This window comes from Frankia canadensis (assembly GCF_900197875.1).
In the GTDB taxonomy this organism is placed as follows: domain Bacteria; phylum Actinomycetota; class Actinomycetes; order Frankiales; family Frankiaceae; genus Frankia; species Frankia canadensis.
This window is the reverse complement of sequence record NZ_FZMO01000112.1, coordinates 146,728-164,194: the sequence shown is the minus strand read 5'-3', so window position 1 is coordinate 164,194 and position 17,467 is coordinate 146,728. Positions and strand designations below refer to the sequence as shown.

Here is a 17,467-nt window from a genome sequence, read left to right as displayed (position 1 = left end):
AACGCGCGCGACGGAACATTCCCGCAATTCACGTAAAATAACATTGAAAATGCTCAATACTTGACGTCGTTTCAGCCGGAGGAGAACCTTTACGGAGCAGCCGATTGACGGAGTGCCAATTCACTGCCCAACACTGCGAGCAGTTGCGACGCCACCTCAATGGAGGGCAGGTATGGGAAGAGTAAAATTCAGACGGTCACAGCCGTCAACAATTCGCAAAGCAACAGTTCTCGTCGCCTCAGCCACAATCTAACTATCCTTCACCGTAACCGCTTCTATCGCGAACGCGGCCGGGCCACAGATCTCGACATCCATTGAGGCCCCGGCCGCAGCGGAATCTGTTCAGACGTCGACGGCCTCGCCACCCCAGACCTCAGCTGCGGGCGTTCAACCAGCCGCCCCGTCAGCGTCGGCCGCCACACAGGAAGCCTTGACGACAGGCACGTCTGGCAGTGTCGATGGAACCGTCCTGGAAGTGTCACCTGGCCCGCCGGGCGACAGTCCGAAGAAGAGCGGCGGGCCCTACCCGCCCGTCACCAGTTCGTCCGCCAGGGGGACCGCTACCACCGGTGGCCGGGCCGGCGCCGCCGCGGGGCCGATTGTTTGCCTTCTCGGTCCGGACTGGTACAACGAGGGCGACGTTATCACGGATGCCGATGGAATCCTGTGGCAGTGCCAGAAAAATGCTGCGGGGACCGCCGGGACCTGGGTGCAGATCTCAACTGACATCGACAACCAGATGCGCCAGCTCAGAAGCCAGACACCTGGACTGTGCATCGGCGTGGCCGGCGGTTCAAAGGCTGCTGGCGCGAGCGTCGTACAGGGTGGTTGCGTTAACGGCGACCACAGCCAGGCCTGGGCCCAGATTGCCATCTGGCCTTACGGTGACTATGGTTTTTTGATAAACTGGCACTCTGGACGCTGCATAGACGTCAATGGCAGCGGACTTCTTGTCCAGTCGACATGTACTACCTTCAACACGAACCAACTTTGGCGGAAATACACCTCGGGTAGCTACTGGAAGTTTCAGAACTATGTCTCGGGTAAAATCATCACGGTTCCTGGAGGGTACAACACCGGCGGCCTACAGCTCGACGTCTACGCGGATGTGAACGCAGCCAACCAGAAGTGGTCGATCTTGCCCTTGGTATGAGATTGCCCACCAGAGTAAGCTGGCACACTCCGGGCCCAGGTTCTCCTGCGCGCACCTCGGTACTGCTATAATTATTTTGACCTCCTTGCATTCAGGCCAAGCGCAAAGGACATTTCCGATGAGCGAAGGCGAAACCGCAGGCCAGGAAACACCTACGCACATTGTGAGCTTGCGTCAGGATGTAATTCATGCGATCAGCAAGCTCCGCGAGCACGGCTCCGTGATCGTCGACTTTCGCACGGCGGATCCCGATGCGCAGACCAGCATCGCGGATGTTCTCGATGGGGCAGCACTGGCAAGCGGAAATTCACCCTTCGTCCTGGCCAGCAACGTGTACTTCGTGACAGCCGGAAAGATGCCCAGCAGGGCCGACATCGAAAGATATCGCGACCTCGCATAGTGGAGATCAGTTCATTCGGAGTCCCGGCCTCCTACGACCGCGCCGAGCCGGGACTCCAGCGTGAAACTCGAGTCCACGATCCGGCGGGTCCTCGCCCTGCTCCATGCGGACGCAAAGGCCCTAGATCTGTCTTCCGCACGTGCGTGCGGTGAGCCAGTTGCTTGATCTCTTGTTCGGTTCACGTCAGGTTGATCGCGGTCCATAGTGGCGGGTCTGGGACTGTTCGCGGCTGTGTCGGTCGGCACCTGACGCAACGTCCACCTATGATGCCCACCCTGGCGAAGCGGCGCAGTCAGGTCAGCGGGACCACGTTGCGCAGGGGGCGACCGGTCAGGAAGCGGTGCAGGTTGTCCCGGAAGAGGTCCAGGACGCGGTCGGTGTAGCCGTCCTGGCTGGTCGCGGAATGCGGCGACAGCCGAAGGCCCGGGGTGGTCCACAGCGGGCTGTCGGCGGGAACGGGCTCGACCCGGGTGACGCCGATCGCGGCGGCGGCGAGATGGCCGCCTTCGAGCGCGGAGACCAACGCCTCGTCCGCGACCAGACGGCCCCGGGATACATTGACGAAGAATGACCCTGTGGGCATCGCGGCGAACGCCTTCTGATCGAAGAGATTCTCATTGTCCGCGGTATCCGTCGCACACAGGACGACGGCGTCGGCCTCGGCGAGAGCAGCGTGCATCTCAGCGGCCGAGAACACCTCGTCGAGGCCGTCGATCCCGTCCATCCCGCCGGCTGGCACGGTCCGCGCCACCCCCACGACGCGCATCCGCAGCGCCGCGCATACCTGGGCGACGGCACGGCCGATCGCGCCCATTCCTACGATGACCACCGTCCTGCCGGCGGCACTGCGCCCGAAGGTGAAGCCCCAGTCCCGGCGCCGCTGGCGATCGGCGATCTCGGGTAGCCGCTTCCAGTGTTCCAGCAGCCTGGCCAGCACGAACTCGGCGATCCCCGGTGCGCCCAGGCCGGCGGCGTTGGTCAGCACGATGCCGGCCTCGGCCAGCCCCGCCGACCGGTAACGGCCATAGCCGGAGCCGACGTTCTGCACCCAGCGCAGGCGAGGAGCGACCGCACCGAGACCCATCGGTACGTCCAGGGAAAGCAGGACGTCGGCCTGCGCGAAGGCGGCCGACTGTTCCTCCGTCAGAGCCGGTAACAGGTCCTGGGCATCCGGCGAGAAGGGCCTTTCGTCGCGTCGCGTCCGGAGCTCGTGTGCGTTCTCATACGGGCAGTAAAGGGCACGGACAGCAGGCGACACGGACTCGAGGAAAGGAATCGCCGTCACGGGGTCCACATCGGCATAGGCGAGCAGCACGGTCGTCGTCTCCGTCACGTCGGCAGGATAGCCTGCGAGGGCGCCAGTTCACCGGGAGACTCCCGGTGATGATCGCGAACGTCTCGCGGGCGTTTCGGGTGTGACCCGCCTCACGGCCGCCGTTGGTCGTGATCGCGGAACACGGTCGACCGCCCCAATCTTGAACACCATCGTGACTGTGTCTTCGAGCCCAGCCGTGCCCGCACCCGCCACCGCGCCTGTCCCCGCCCCTGTGCCGGACAGCACGAGCCTGTTGGACGGTGTCGACGCCGCGCCGCTTTTCAGCCCGTTCGTGCTGGGCGACGTGAAGCTGGCGAACCGTTTCGTGATGGCGCCGATGACCCGGCAGTTCTCCCCGGGTGGCATCCCCGGTGAGGATGTGGCGGCCTACTACGCCCGCCGCGCCGAACACGTCGGCCTGGTCGTCACCGAAGGTACCTACGTTGATCATCCGTCCGCCGGCTCCAGCGACCGGGTGCCCCGCTTCTACGGCGACGACGCCCTGGCCGGCTGGCGTCAGGTCGTCGAGGCCGTGCACGCCGTCGGCGGACGGATCGTGCCCCAACTGTGGCACCTCGGGGCTACCCGTGAGGCCGGGACGCCACCGCATCCGCAGGCGCCGGTGTTCAGTCCGTCGGGGCTGCGGGCGGACGGTTCGACGGTAGGCGAACCGGCGACGACCGCGGAGATCGACGCTGTGGTCGCCGCCTTCGCCACCGCCGCCGCGGACGCCCGTCGAGCCGGCTTCGACGGCGTCGAGCTGCACGGCGCGCACGGCTACCTGCTGGACCAGTTCTTCTGGCAGAACACCAACCGCCGCACCGACAGCTACGGCGGCGATCTCGCGGCCCGGGCCCGTCTCGGCGCGGAGGTCGTCGCCGCCGTCCGCGGCGAGGTCGGGCCGGACTACCCGGTGATCTACCGCTACTCCCAGTGGAAGGGCAGCCACTTCGACGCCCGCGTCGCCGACACCCCCGACGAGCTCGAGACGCTGCTCGCCCCGCTCGTCGACGCCGGGGTCAGCGCGCTGCACGTGTCGACCCGCCGCTACTGGCTGCCGGCGTTCGACGGCTCGCCGCGCACCCTGGCCGGCTGGACGAAGCGGGTCACCGGCCTGCCCGTCATCGCCATTGGTTCGATCGGGCTGACGACGGCCTTCCGCGGTGACCACGAAGGCTCGACGGCGACGCTGAGCCTCGCACCCCTGCTGGACCTTTTCGCCGGCGGCGAGCTCGACCTTGTCGCCCTCGGCCGCGTCCTGCTCTCCGACCCGGCCTGGACCACGAAGCTGCGCGAACACCGCCTCGCCGACATCCTCCCCTACGACGCCGCGGACACCACCCGCCTCACCTGACGAACAGCCGGGACCGCCGAATCCCACCCGGACGGCCGCGGAGATCACAATTCCACACGACCTGAGACGGTTCGTCAGGGCACGCTGAGCCCACGAGCGATCCGTCGCTGTTCACCCTCGTAGGCCACGGCCATCCGGTCGTTCTGGCCTTTCGGAATACCGAGATCGGCTGCGGCCTGCCGCCAGCCCGCGGTGGCGGTCTCCACCTCCCTGACCAGATCGTGAGCCCTCGGCAGTGACAGGCGGAAATAGGCGGCGACCGACAGCGCGATGTCGATGCTCGCGTCGGTGCTGTCGAGGTCGATGGCCGTGCTCAGTCGGGTCGGATTGTCCGGATTGGGGTTGAGGTCGTAGGCAGGAGAGAGCGCCCAGCCGTCCCGCTCGCGCAGGAACGCGTGATTGCGCAGGTGATCGTCGGTGTTCGCGGTCAGGATCGAGAACAGGATCCGCCGGTAGAGCTCGCACAGGTCGGCGTCAGCGCTCGGGGAGTAGCGTTCGATCACCTCGGCGATCTCGAGGTAGCTGCGGCGATCCCCGTCGGAGGCCTCGAGCATGGTCAGGGCGCTCGCGAACCCCAGCCGCCGCGCGCCGATGCGGTCGAAACGGCTCAGAAGTAGTACATGCCGGCCGGCGACGGTCAGCAACTCCGACTCCGCCACGGTAAGCCCCGCCCGCCGCGCGAGCCTCAGCTGTACCTCCTCCCAACCAGCCACGTCCCATTCGTCACTACCCGAACGCGGAAACTTGGCGATCGAGAGGCGCCCGGACACGTCCCGCGCCGCGACCTTGGGCCGCGCGCCACCCAGGGAACTACCCGCGTCGACGAGGTCTGCAAGATCTCGGTCGAAGTCGCCCTCCGCGCGCACCCGGTCGACTGCCCGCATGAGCCGGGCCAGGTCGATCAGCCGTGGGACCGCGTGCCGGTGCGTCGAGAAGTACGTGGCGGTTCCCGGTGGGCGGAACCGGACATTTCCCTGGCGGGTGTCGTCTCGGACGCCGAGAAGGAAGTCGGACGGACGAAGAGTGCGGGGTGTGGTCGCGGCAGCGCGGGCACGCTCGCGCTCCTCACGCCGCATGAGGTTCTCACCCCATCGGTCAGGAGAGCTGTCCGCGAACGCGTTGAAGATGGCTGGCCCAGGCGGCGTGTGGAAGACGCCGGCGGCCCTGGTCAGCGCCGGATCAAGATCATATCCAGTCGGGTTGGTCAGGTATGCGTCGGAATAGCGGAACGTGGCGCTCTGTCCACCTCGGTCATGCAGCCACAACGTGCCAGCGGCGATCTGCCGCCCTTCGATCTCGACGGTGACCTCGACGGGATCCCGTCCGGCCATCAGCGCCGCACTCGCTTGGGGAGGATCTCATCCATGCGCAGCCGGCCGACGTCGGTCTCGTACGGGTCGGCGGCCTTGACCACGGCATCCATGATCCCGACGGTCCGCAGCACCCTGAGCAGGTTCTCCATGCTCGCGGTGCCCCTGCCCTGCTCGATGGCCCGCAGCGTGTCCCGCGAGATCCCGGCTCGCTCGGCGACCTGGGCCGCCGTCAGCCGATTCAGCTTCCGCCAGGTCGACACATGCTCGCCGAGCAGGCGTAGCGACCGCGCTACCGACAACGGCGTCACGTGCGCGCCCCTGTCACCGACCATAGCCGGCATCATACCGCTCTACGACGATTATCATCGTCGTTAGGCGTTGATCAGCCTCGGCCTCGCCGTCGGGATGGGGTGCGGTGGTCGGACCTCTTCGGACGCGACGGCGCCGGCTCAGGCGGTCGGGCTCCAGCGGGCGATGACGTCGAGGGTGGGCGCGGTCGCGGTACCGCGTGGCTCGGCGACGAGGCCAGCGGACTCGGCCACCTCGGCCACGTCGTCGATGCTCTTGACCAGGCGACCGGCGACCTGGGCGAGCAGGAGGGCGCGGGTCAGCAGACCCTTCGTCTGCTTCGCCTGGAAGCTGAGCGGACGGCGGGCCCAGCGCCCGTCGACGCGTTTCTCGGTCAGGGCACGCACCGGCAGAGCGCAGGCACGCAGCGGCCCGGAAAGGGATGGCACGGTCGCGTAGTCCGAGGAGCGCAGGTCCACGACGAGGTGCTCGCCGACGACATCCGGGATGCCGGCAAGCAGGTCGGGCAGCACGGGCGCGAGCCGGGCGCGCCAGTAGGCCGCGAGCACCGTCGGTGCGGTACGGCCACCGATACCTGGCACCGCCGCCGTCATACCGACCCGATGGTCCGGCACCGGCTCGGCCGCGCCGAGGAAACCGAAGGCCCCGTTGGAGACGAACAGGGTGTGGTCGGCCGCGGCTCGCGCGGCGGGTGGCAGCTCCGCCGGGGCCAGCGCCTGGTAGAGCACGCCCACGAAGCGGTCGAGCGCGGGCCTCGTCGGTGCGTCCAGAAGCGCGATGTTGGCGGCCAGGTCGGCCCGTGCGCGCGAGGCCGGCAGCCGCAGGGCGACGGACGCCGCGTTCGGATCGGCCTGGCAGAACGCCGCGACTGCCCGGGCCACGTCAGCGCGGGCCTCCGCGAGCGGGCCGTCACCGAACCCGGACGCCCGCAACGACGGCCCGTCGCCACCCTCGGCCTTCGCCTCGCTCGGCGGCAGCAGGATCCGCACCCGTCCAACCTCCACTCACGATCCCGACATCCGCGTTCAGCGCTGCCAGGCTAACGACGCCTGCGCCCAGGGCGCCCCGCCATCATCGAGGTGCCCGGGCGTGCTATGTTCACTGGGTTGGTAGGGATTGCTGTGCCTGCCAGTGGTCAGCGCGGCGAGCACGTGCCGCTCGCTGCGATCGGAGTCAGCCGGGCCGGCGAAGCTCCGCACCCTCGAGCTCACACGCTCGAGGACGTCCGCGAAGGAGGTCTCGTGTCGACCGCGACGCACCACTTCGACGGGCTCCGTCTCGCCTCCCGCCGGCACGTCGACCTCGGTCGTGTCGTCAGCGCCGCCTGTTGCTTCTGACCGCTCCGCTCTCCCCCTCCTCCATCTGGCCATCAGGCCGATGGGCCACCAGAGGTCCACAGCGGCTGCGCCTGGCGTTCTGACGCGCCTCCCGCCTCCCGCCTACCGCGCCTCACACTTCGACCATTTCCGCGCCCAGGTCGGGTTTCGGCACGTGCACCCCGAACGTCAGCCGTCTCCTGCCCGCGCGGCGACGCGATCTTCTGATCATTTCAATGACGAGATGAGGTATCAGCTCTCATGTCCCGACGCCTTTTCACCTCGGAGTCCGTCACCGAGGGACATCCGGACAAGCTCGCCGACCAGATCAGCGACGCGCTGCTCGACGCCTACCTGGCCGCCGACCCGCGCTCCCGGGTCGCGGTCGAGACGCTGCTGACGACCGGCCATGTGCACGTGGCCGGGGAGGTCACGTCGTCGGCGCTGGTGGATGTCACCGCGGTCGTCCGGCGCACGCTGCTGGACATCGGTTACGACGCGTCCACCGGCTTCGACGGCGCCACCGTCGGTGTGCTGGTCTCGATCGGCGCGCAGTCCCCCGACATCGCGCAGGGCGTCGACAGCGCCTACGAGGCCCGGGTGGAGGGCGGGCAGGACGACCTGGATCGGCAGGGCGCCGGCGACCAGGGGTTGATGTTCGGGTACGCCACCGACGAGACCCCGGACCTGCTGCCGCTGCCGATCACCCTCGCGCACCGCCTCGCCGGCCGACTCGCCCAGGTCCGCCACGACGGCACGCTCCCCTACCTGCGCCCGGACGGGAAGACCCAGGTCACCATCGAGTACGACGGGGACCGGCCGGTCCGCCTCGACACCGTCGTCGTCTCCTCCCACCACGCGGCGGGCATCGACCTGGACGCCCAGCTCGCCCCCGACATCCGCGCGTCGGTGATCGAACCCGAGCTCAAGCGGCTGGCCGAGGAGAACCTCGGCCTCGAGGTCGACGGCTTCCGACTCCTGGTCAACCCGACCGGCCGGTTCGAGATCGGCGGCCCCCAGGGCGACGCCGGCCTGACCGGACGTAAGATCATCATCGACACCTACGGTGGCTACGCCCGCCATGGCGGCGGCGCGTTCTCCGGCAAGGACCCGTCCAAGGTCGACCGGTCGGCCGCCTACGCCCTGCGCTGGGTCGCCAAGAACGTCGTCGCCGCGGGCCTCGCCCGCCGGGTGGAACTCCAGGTCGCCTACGCGATTGGCAAGGCCGAGCCGGTCGGCCTGTTCGTCGAGACCTTCGGCACCGAGCAGGTCGCGACCACCGAGATCGAGCGCGCCGTGCGCGAGGTCTTCGACCTGCGCCCCGCCGCGATCATCCGCGACCTCGACCTCCTGCGCCCCATCTACGCGCAGACCGCCGCGTACGGCCACTTCGGCCGCACCCTCCCCGACTTCACCTGGGAGCGCACCGACCGCGCCGACGCCCTGCGCGCCGCCATCCGCTGACCCCGGCTGACCGGATCGGGCCCGCGTCGATGATCTGGCCGACGCGGGCCGAAGGGTCCGCACCCGCGGCGTCGGCCGCGGTCCGCCGGTAGTAATGCCGCCGGCGCCGAGGGCTGGTTCCACGACGGGTCCGCGAAAGGCCCGCACCCGGTCGGGATTGGAAGAACCTGGCCCGGCTGTTCAACCGGGCCGAGCACAAGGACTGGATTCTCTTCTTCGACGAGGCCGACGCGCTCTTCGGGAAGCGCTCGCCCGGGGCACGCACGCTGTGGACCGCGCCTTCCTGAGGCGGCTGTCATGCGCGAACTGATCAAGGAAGGCAAGCCGGTGTGAGCGAGCCCGCCGCGGCTTTCGGCGCTACTCGCCCCAGGCTTCGGACGCCCGCTCCGCGGAACCTCAAATCCCGATCGCACGGAGTCACGCTCCGTAGACCACTCCCCGGACGTCACCGTTTCATTGCGCTGCGCCCCGACCCTCCGCTATAGTCCCACCGTGGCGTTGAAGAGGGCGTTCTTTGCCCGGAGGTATCTCGACCTCCGTCGCGTCGCAAGCTCGCTGTGTAGCCATTGACCCGAAGAACGAGCCGTACATGCCCGGCGCGGATGCGTCGGTAAACTTTTCTCGGGTATTTCTGTCAGATTTCAGCAACCTTTCCATCGGCTGATTTCCAGGGTCGGGTGCCGGATTCGATCGCGCGGCGCTCGCCCTCCTCGCCCATCCGCAAAGGATCTCTACCTGTGCCGCTATTCCCGACCCTGCCGATCGACATTACCGGGAATCGGATGCCCTCCGCCGCCGAGCACCCCGTGCGGACTCTGCTCAGCCGCCGAGGCCTGCTGGCCGGTGCCGGCGCGGGCGGCGTCGCCGCCCTTCTCGCGGCCTGCGGCAGTTCCGGACCCGGCGCGCACCCTGGCTCGGCCGGCGCGGCGGGTGCCACCGGAGGCAGGCGAGGCGGGCTGATCACTCTTGGGGCTCCCACGCCGCCCACCGCCCTGGACCCGGTGACCATGTACGACGGGACCGCGATCGCACTGGTCCAGCTCGTCGCCGAGTACCTGATCTGGCTCGACCAGGACTTCCAGCTTCACCCCGCGCTCGCGACCGGGTGGACCTCGTCGGAGGGGGGACGGACCTGGTCGTTCACCTTGCGCAAGGGCGTGGTCTTCTCCGACGGCACACCGCTGGACGCGCCGACGGTGAAGGCGTCGTTCGACCGGCTGCTCGATCCGGCGAACAAGTCCGCCGCCCTGTCCGCCTTCGCGTCGGTCCTGGCGGCCGGCGGCGTGGCGGTGTCGGGTGCGGACACGGTGGTCTTCCACCTTCAGCGGCCGTTCTCCGACTTCCCCTACCTGGTATCCGCGGGTAACTACAACGCGCTTGTACTCAAGGCCGACTACAAGCTCGGCATGTTCGCCCAGCGGCCGATCGGCACCGGGCCCTTCCTGCTCGACTCCTATGACGTCGGCAAGGGAGCGTCGTTCAGCCGAAACCCGAAGTACCGGGACACCCGCACGCCCTACCTCGACGGCGTCAAAGTGGTCTTTCACAAGGACGCCCAGGCCGACCTGCTGGCGTTGCAGAGCGGTGCCATCGACGCTCAGATCCTCTCCCAGGCCGACCTCGTCGTGCCGATCGCCGGAAGCGGCTCGATCGCCGTCGACAAGGTCAGCGGTACCGGCCTGTCCGCGTTCACCCTGCGGGTCGACAGGCCGCCGTTCACGAAGAAGGAGGTCCGGCAGGCCATCGCCTACGCGCTGGACCGGCCGGGTGTCCTCACCTCCGTTTACAACGGGGTCGGCGTCGCCGGCAACGACCACCTCTTCGCGCCCGCGTTCGCCGCCGCGCCGAAGGACCTGCCGCAACGTGCGAAGGACGCGGCGAAGGTCAGGTCGCTGCTGTCCGCCGCGGGGGTCGGCAACCTGCGGTTCACCCTCAGCTTCGACCCGCCGAGCAAGGCATACGCCCTGGTCATCCAGGACCAGCTCAAGCGGGTGGGAATCACCGTCGATCTCGACCAGCAGACCTCGGAGGCGTTCTACGGCGGCAACCAGGAGACCGACACCCCCTGGTTGTTCACCGACGCGAACCTCGTCGGCTGGGCGGGCCGCCCGACACCAGGTCAGTTCATCATCCCGATGGTGAAGAGCCACGGCGCCTGGAACGGCTCGAAGTACGCCAACCCCGTCCTGGACGCCGCGGCCGACGCCTACGACGCCGCGACCGACCCCGCCGAGCGTCGGAAGCAGGCCGCGATCATCGCACGGGCCCTCCACGAGGACGTGCCGGTCATCATCACGGCGTGGTCCGGCGCCGTCCGGGCCTACCGGTCCGATCGGGTCAGGGGGTTGCGCGCCCATCCGTCGGCCTTCCTCGACCTGACGACCGTGAGCCGGGTGTGATCCCACGTGCTGCGCTTCCTGACCCGGCGGCTGGTGACGATTCTCGTCACCATGCTGGCGGTCAGCTTGCTGGTGTTCATCGCCACCGAACTGATCCCCGGCGACGTGGCACGCGTCGTGCTGGGCCGGGAGGCCAGCCAGGCGTCGGTGGACGCGCTGCGCCACCAGCTACGCCTCGATGAGCCGCTGGCGCCCCGGTACCTGCACTGGCTCGGCGGGTTCGTCACCGGCGACTGGGGACGATCCTACACACTGGGGGTCGACGTCCGCCCACTGGTGGTCGAGCGCCTGCTCAACAGCGCGACGCTCGCCCTGCTCTCCTTCGTCCTCCTGGTCCCCGTCGCCCTGACGCTCGGCCTCGCCGCGGGGCTGCGGGAGGGACGGCTCACCGACCGGATCCTCAGTGTCACGGGTCTGAGCCTCGCTGCCGTTCCGGAGTTCGTCACCGGCGTCGTGCTGCTGGTGATCTTCAGCGTCCGGCTGCACTGGCTGCCCTCGTCGGCGCAGGCCCCGCCGGGAGCTGGTCCGCTGACCCGGATCCAGCATCTGCTGCTGCCCGCGCTCTGCCTGGTCCTGCTGTGCACCGGCTACGTCGCCCGGCACGTGCGGGCGAGCACGGTCGCGGTCCTGGCCAGCCCGTTCATCCGGGCGATGCGGGTGCGTGGCCTGTCCGAGACGCGGCTCGTGCGCGGACATGTGCTGCGCAACTCGCTGGTGCCGGCGACGGGCGCGCTCGCCGTGCAGCTGCAGTTCCTGCTCGCGGGGCTGGTGACCGTCGAGCTGCTGTTCGGCTACCAGGGCATCGGGGACCTGCTGCTGTCGTCGGCGACCAGCAAGGACGTGCCCGCCCTGCAGGCCAGCGCGATCGTGCTGGGCGCGGTGGGGATGGGCATCTACGTCATCGCCGACCTGGTGTATGCGCTGCTCGATCCGCGCGTACGGGTGGGGAGGGCACGGGCGTGACAAGCGCGGAGGTCGACAGCGCGGCGACGCGCCCCCCGCGCGAGGAGGCCGCGGCCAGCGGTGCGCCTCACCGTGCGCGGGACCAGGCGCGTGCGCGGGACGGATCACTCGCCCCCCGCGGGCTCGTCCGCCGTCCCTCGTTCGTGGTCGGCGTGTGCCTGCTGGTCGGCTGGGTCGTCGTCGCCGTGTTCTGGCCGTGGTTGGCGCCGGCGGATCCGATGGCCCAGAATCCGTCCCTGCGGCTGCTGGGCCCGAGTGGCGGCCACCTGTTCGGCACCGACCAGTTCGGCCGGGACGTGTTGTCGCGGGTGATGGCGGGGGCCCGTCCGGTGCTGGAGGTCGCCCCACTGGCGACCGCGCTCGCGGTCGCGGCCGGAAGCCTGCTCGGGCTCGTGTGCGGGATGCGGCGCGGCCTGGTCGACGAGATCGTGATGCGGGTCGTCGACATGTTCGCGGTCTTCCCGAGCCTCGTCGCGGCCGTGGTGGTGGTGGCACTCGCGGGCCGGTCGACGACGACCCTCGTCCTTGTCATCGCCACGTTCTCCACCCCGATGGTGACGCGCAGCGTCCGGGCGGCCGCGCTGGTCGAGCGGGAAAAGCCCTACGTCGAGGCAGCCCGGCTGCGCGGCGAGCCGTTCTGGTCGCTGCTGTGGCGGGAGGTGCTGCCCAATGTCAGCGGGACCGTGCTGGTCGAGGCGACGTCGGGGCTGGGTAACGCGATCTTCGCCGCGTCGACCCTGTCCTTCCTCGGGCTCGGCCAGGCACCGGGATCCCCGGAGTGGGGCGCCTCCGTGGCCGACAACCGGGTCTTTCTCCAGCAGTGCTGGTGGACGGTGCTGTTCCCGGCGCTCGCCGTCGGCAGTCTCGTCGTCGGTATCGCGCTGATCGCCGACAACCTGCGTGAACAGGCCACGCGGCGATGAGCGGGCCACGGGAGCGCGAGCCGGCGGGGAGCAACCGGGCGGCAGGTGATCCGGCGGTGGATGGCACCGCGGGCGCCGCAGGCACCGGCGGAACCGCAGGCACCGGGGGACTCATCGTCGAGGGGCTGACGGTGAGCTACCCGTCGTCCGCCGGACCGGCCGTCGCTCTTCACGGTGTCAGCCTGCGGATCCGACCCGGCGAGACCTACGGCCTGGTAGGTGAGTCGGGGTGCGGCAAGAGCACACTGGCCGCGGCGCTCGCGGGCGTGCTGCCCGGTGGCGGCGGCATCGACGCCGGCCGCATCGCACTCGACGGGGTCGATGTGCGGGCCCTGTCCGCCCGGGAGCATCGGCGGTGGCGGGCCAGCGCCTTCGCCATGGTTCATCAGGGCACGAGCAGCAGCCTGGACCCCACCATCCGGGTCGGCGCGCAGGTGGCCGAGGTCTGCCGGCTGGCGGGTCTGTCTCGGGCGCAGGCCCGGTCCCGGGCCGTCGAGCTGCTCGGCGCGGTGCGGCTGCCCGAGCCCGCGACGCTCGCGCGACGATGGCCGCACGAACTCTCCGGCGGCCAGCAGCAACGGGTCGGTATCGCCGCGGCCCTCGCCGGCAGCCCCCGCCTGCTGGTGCTCGACGAGCCGACCACCGGCCTCGACCCCGCCGTCGAGCGGGAGATCCTCGACCTGATCCAGGCGCTGCGGCGGCAGATCGACGCCGCTGTCCTGCTCATCAGCCACGACCTCGCCCTGGTCGCGCGCACCTGCGAGCGGGTGGGCGTGCTGTACGCGGGACGCCTGGTCGAGCAGGGCGCGGCGGCCGATCTGCTCACCTCGCCCCGCCACCCCTACACCGCCGCCCTCGTCGCCGCGGTCCCCCGAGTGGGGGTGAGCAGGCGAGAGCGCAGGATGCCAGCGCTGCCCGGGCAGCCGCCGGCACCCACCGACCGGCCGGCGGGCTGCGCCTTCGCCGACCGGTGCGCGCTCGCCGACGAGGTGTGCCGCACGTCGGAGCCACCACTCGCGCCCACCGGCCCCACCGGCTCCTCAGCAGGATCGGCCGACCTTCCTGAGGGAGTCGCCGACCTCTCGGACGGGCACACGGTGCGCTGCCATCACAGCATCCGCGTGGACCTGCCGCGCTTCCAGGAGCAGGTCAACGAGGTGGCCGCCGAGCCGGCCCGGCCGGGTCTGCTGACCGTGCGTGGACTGTCCCGCAGCTATGGCCGGACGCCCGTGCTCACCGGCATCGATCTCGACATCGCTCACGGTGAGGTGCTCGGTCTGGTCGGTGAGTCCGGCAGCGGGAAGACGACCCTTGCCCGGGCCGTGGTCGGCCTGGGCCCGCACGGCCCCGGCGAGATCCGGCTCGACGGCCGGCCGCTGCCGGTGGCGCTGTCCCGCCGCCGCGCCGACGACCGCCGACGCGTGCAGATGGTCTTCCAGGACCCCGACACCACTCTCAATCCCCGGCACACCGTCGGCATGGTGCTGCGCCGGGCGCTGGCGACCCTGCGCGGCGAGGGCACGGTCGCCGACCTCGCCGGGCGCGTCCAGCTCGGGCCCCGCCTGCTGCCGATGAGGACGCCGAGCCTGTCAGGCGGTCAGAAGCAGCGCGTCGCGATCGGCCGGGCCTTCGCCGGCGATCCGCGGCTGGTCGTCTGCGATGAGCCGGTATCCGCGCTGGACGTCAGCGTCCAGGCCGCGGTGCTCGAACTGCTCGCCACCGCCCGCGATGCGCACGGCGTGTCCTACCTGTTCGTCTCGCACGATCTGGCCGTCGTCGGCTACCTCGCCGACCGGGTCGCCGTCCTGTACCGGGGCCGGATCGTGGAGGTCGGCCCGGCCACCGCCGTGCTGCTCGGACCGCACCATCCCTACACCCACGCGCTGACCACACCGGTGGACCCGGTTCCACCCGGGCGAGCCGGGCAGCCAGGGCGGCCCGGGCAGGTACGGCGCGGTTCCACGGCGGCCACGGGCTGCGGCTACGCGGAGAGCTGCCCCCGCAGGATCGACGGTCTCTGCGACTTCGTCGACCCTCCCCTCCTGCCGCTCGGCGGGGGCGTCACGACGGCAGTCCACTCCGTGCGCTGCCACCTCGACGCGGCCGATCTGCCCGTGTTCCCGCCACCGGCGGGGCCGGCCGTCGCAGCGGCGGCGGAGGACGAGAAGCCCGAAAAGGAGAATGTCTGATGTCGGAGAAACGCGCCGCGGTCGCGCTCGACCGGCTCGACGACGGGGCGCTACCCCATGAGTTCGCGCTGCTGGCAGACGTGGCCGCGGATGCCGGGCTCGACGGGAACGATCCACCTCCGGTTCAGCGCCGCTGGTTCAACCCGACGACCGGCGGACACGTGAGCGCCGTGGCGTGGGGATCAGGACGGCCCGAGCTGGTCTTTCTCCATGACGCCGGTCGCGGGGCGCGCCAGTGGGACGCCGTGATCCTGGCCCTCGGGCGCCCGGCCGTCGCGTTGGACCTGCCCGGACACGGCCGTTCGGACCGACGGCGCGACGGCCGGTACGAGCTGGCCCGTCTCGCCGCCGTCACCGCCGAGGCGATCGCCTCGTTCGCTCCGCGGGCCCGGTTGGTGGTGGGCAGCGGCCTGGGCGGGCTCACCGCCCTGGCGCTGGCCGTCCGGCGGCCCGAGCTCGTCCGTCGGCTCGTCCTGCTCGACACCCTGCCCGGGGCCGGACGTGCCGTGCGCCCGGCGGCCAGCGCTGCCCCGGCCTCCCGCGCGGACGCGGTCCGCCTGCTCGCCGACACGATTCCCCGGACCGACCTCCCCCGGACCGACCTCCCCTGGACCGCCGGGTCCGCCGCCGAGATCGGCTCTACCGGCGGCGTGGACTCCGGCGGTGGCGTGCGGTCCGCGGGCGGCGTCGACCTCGTCGGGAGGGCGCTGCGCCGCGAGGTGCTCTACGGCACGGTTCATGAGCCCGACGGTGGCTGGACCTGGCGCCATGATCCGGCGCTGGCCGCGGTCGACCACGATCCGGAACGGTCGTGGGGCGACCTGGCCACCGCCACCGCGGGTGGCGCGGGCGGCGCCCCGGCGGTCGCCGTCTCCGTCATCCGCGCGGCATCGTCGCCCTGCGCCGACGACCTCGAGGAGGCGGTCCGGCGGGCAGGGGTCCAGGTACTGACCGTCGACGGCGTCGACACCGACGTGGAGATCGAACGGCCGGCGGCGCTGGCCGGCGTGCTGGAGGGACTCCTGCTCGATTCGGTGCCGGACGCCACCCGCCAGGCCGCCGCCGGAGCCCCGCAGGAGACCCCGGGCAGCAACCACGAGGAGAACCGGCCTTGACCAGCGCGACGTCATCCAGCATCCCGACCGGAAAGGACACCTCCACCATGTCCGACGAGATCCCCGTCATTGATCTGGAAGCGGCGCTGGCCGCGGACGCGCCCACGGACCTGCTGACACGCGTGCGCACGGCGGCCGAGCGGATCGGCCTGATCCAGGTGGTCAACCACGGTGTGCCAGCGGAGCTGATCGGGGACTTCGAGCGCCGGGTCGAACGGATCCTGCGCCTGCCCAGGCCGGAGAAGGCGAAGCTGGCGAGCCCCAGCGGGCACCCCTTCCGGGGCTGGCGGCAGTGGCCCGACGACTTCGGCCGTCTCGAGATCGAACGGTACTCCGTCGGACAGTTCGACAACCCGGCCGACGCCGCCGCCGCCGGTGTGTCCGAGCAGTGGCTCGGTCTCTACGAACACGGCAACGTCTGGCCGCCGCAGGACCCCGACCTGCGCGGGGTCGCCTTCGCGTACGCCGAGGCGACCGCGGCCCTGGCCCGGCGGGTGCTCGGTCTGTACGAGCGGGTCCTGGGCCTGCCGGCCGGCAGCTTCCCGCACGGCGAGCCGTCCCACCTCAACCTGGTCGTCAACGACTACCCGACCTGGACCTACCCGGAAGCGGCGTCCGACGAGGAGAAGCTCCTCCTGCTGGAACACGCGGACGGTTCCGCGGTGACGATCCTGCACCAGCGCGGCGACTACTCCGGGCTGCAGGCGCAACGGCCGGACGGCAGCTGGATCCCGGTGCCCGTCGTCCCCGGAGCGTTGCAGGTGTTCTCCGGAACGATCCTCACCCGCTGGACCAACGGCTTGTTCCGGCCCGTCCGCCACCGGGTGGTAGCCGGCGGTGCCGCGACCCGACAGTCCACCGGGATCTTCTTTCACCCGAGTCTGGACACCGTGCTGGAGCCGCTGCCGGCCTTCGTCGGGGAGGACGGCACGGATTTCGAACCCGTCGTGCTGGGCGAGATCGACGAGACCAACGTCGAGAACTACCTGCAGGTCTTCGGCCGACCGGAGCAGGTGGCCGCGTGGCGGGAGGGCCGGCCGTACGTCTCGGAGCTCGCCGAGACCTCCGCCGGCCGCTGACCGGCCGGGACGCAGCGTCGCCAAGGGCACCACCGCGGACCGGGCCGAACCGGTCGTGGGGGAAGGCGGGGATCCGCGGTGGTGCCCGGCCACGCCGTCCGGCGTGGCGCGGAGCCTTGACCCGGGCGTTCCCCGGCTGATCCCGAACGCCAGGCTCGACGGCTCTCCGTTCCGC

14 protein-coding genes are annotated in these 17,467 nt (G+C 70.4%); 10 read left to right on the top strand and 4 right to left on the bottom strand.

The window, feature by feature from the left end; genetic code table 11:
* Positions 1-430 precede the first annotated feature (430 nt).
* Both C1A33_RS11760 and C1A33_RS11755 read left to right on the top strand, forming a co-directional pair.
* Positions 431-1,153 (top strand): RICIN domain-containing protein, encoded by a 723-nt coding sequence (locus tag C1A33_RS11760; protein WP_165818339.1) that lies wholly within the window; start codon positions 431-433, stop codon positions 1,151-1,153.
* Positions 1,154-1,271: 118 nt separating this feature from the next.
* Complete coding sequence (locus C1A33_RS11755) at positions 1,272-1,553, top strand: hypothetical protein (RefSeq protein WP_101831537.1); 282 nt, start codon at positions 1,272-1,274, stop codon at positions 1,551-1,553.
* Positions 1,554-1,845: 292 nt separating this feature from the next.
* On the opposite strand, the gene C1A33_RS11750 is transcribed toward C1A33_RS11755, so the two are convergent.
* Complete coding sequence (locus C1A33_RS11750; RefSeq protein WP_101831536.1) at positions 1,846-2,886, bottom strand: D-2-hydroxyacid dehydrogenase; 1,041 nt, start codon at positions 2,884-2,886, stop codon at positions 1,846-1,848.
* A 154-nt stretch (positions 2,887-3,040) separates the two neighbouring features.
* Between C1A33_RS11750 and C1A33_RS11745 the strand changes: the two genes are divergently transcribed.
* On the top strand, positions 3,041-4,222 hold the full coding sequence (locus C1A33_RS11745) for an NADH:flavin oxidoreductase (protein ID WP_101831554.1): 1,182 nt from the start codon (positions 3,041-3,043) through the stop codon (positions 4,220-4,222).
* A 74-nt stretch (positions 4,223-4,296) separates the two neighbouring features.
* On the opposite strand, the gene C1A33_RS11740 is transcribed toward C1A33_RS11745, so the two are convergent.
* From C1A33_RS11740 to yaaA, 3 genes are all read right to left on the bottom strand, one after another.
* A complete protein-coding gene (locus C1A33_RS11740) occupies positions 4,297-5,553 on the bottom strand; it encodes a type II toxin-antitoxin system HipA family toxin (protein ID WP_101831535.1) in 1,257 nt (418 codons plus the stop codon).
* Complete coding sequence (locus C1A33_RS11735) at positions 5,553-5,867, bottom strand: helix-turn-helix domain-containing protein (RefSeq protein ID WP_101831534.1); 315 nt, start codon at positions 5,865-5,867, stop codon at positions 5,553-5,555. The genes C1A33_RS11740 and C1A33_RS11735 overlap by 1 nt, the downstream gene beginning before the upstream one ends.
* A 117-nt stretch (positions 5,868-5,984) precedes the next feature.
* A complete protein-coding gene (gene yaaA / locus C1A33_RS11730; protein WP_101831533.1) occupies positions 5,985-6,833 on the bottom strand; it encodes a peroxide stress protein YaaA in 849 nt (282 codons plus the stop codon).
* A 588-nt stretch (positions 6,834-7,421) separates the two neighbouring features.
* Between yaaA and metK the strand changes: the two genes are divergently transcribed.
* The 7 genes from metK (at position 7,422) to C1A33_RS11685 (ending at position 17,292) form a co-directional block, all read left to right on the top strand.
* Complete coding sequence (gene metK, locus C1A33_RS11720) at positions 7,422-8,624, top strand: methionine adenosyltransferase (protein ID WP_101831531.1); 1,203 nt, start codon at positions 7,422-7,424, stop codon at positions 8,622-8,624.
* A gap of 737 nt (positions 8,625-9,361) precedes the next feature.
* Positions 9,362-11,023, top strand: coding sequence for an ABC transporter substrate-binding protein (locus tag C1A33_RS11710; protein WP_115537939.1), 1,662 nt, complete (start codon positions 9,362-9,364; stop codon positions 11,021-11,023).
* 6 nt (positions 11,024-11,029) lie between these two features.
* Positions 11,030-11,986, top strand: a complete 957-nt coding sequence (locus C1A33_RS11705; RefSeq protein ID WP_101831529.1) for an ABC transporter permease — start codon at positions 11,030-11,032, stop codon at positions 11,984-11,986.
* Positions 11,983-12,909, top strand: a complete 927-nt coding sequence (locus tag C1A33_RS11700; protein ID WP_101831528.1) for an ABC transporter permease — start codon at positions 11,983-11,985, stop codon at positions 12,907-12,909. Before C1A33_RS11705 ends, C1A33_RS11700 begins: the two co-directional genes overlap by 4 nt.
* On the top strand, positions 12,906-15,098 hold the full coding sequence (locus C1A33_RS11695) for a dipeptide ABC transporter ATP-binding protein (protein WP_101831527.1): 2,193 nt from the start codon (positions 12,906-12,908) through the stop codon (positions 15,096-15,098). Before C1A33_RS11700 ends, C1A33_RS11695 begins: the two co-directional genes overlap by 4 nt.
* Positions 15,098-16,213, top strand: a complete 1,116-nt coding sequence (locus tag C1A33_RS11690; RefSeq protein ID WP_101831526.1) for an alpha/beta fold hydrolase — start codon at positions 15,098-15,100, stop codon at positions 16,211-16,213. Before C1A33_RS11695 ends, C1A33_RS11690 begins: the two co-directional genes overlap by 1 nt.
* Entirely contained in the window at positions 16,210-17,292 is a 1,083-nt protein-coding gene (locus tag C1A33_RS11685; RefSeq protein WP_243407446.1) for a 2OG-Fe(II) oxygenase family protein, read from the top strand. Before C1A33_RS11690 ends, C1A33_RS11685 begins: the two co-directional genes overlap by 4 nt.
* Positions 17,293-17,467 lie beyond the last annotated feature (175 nt).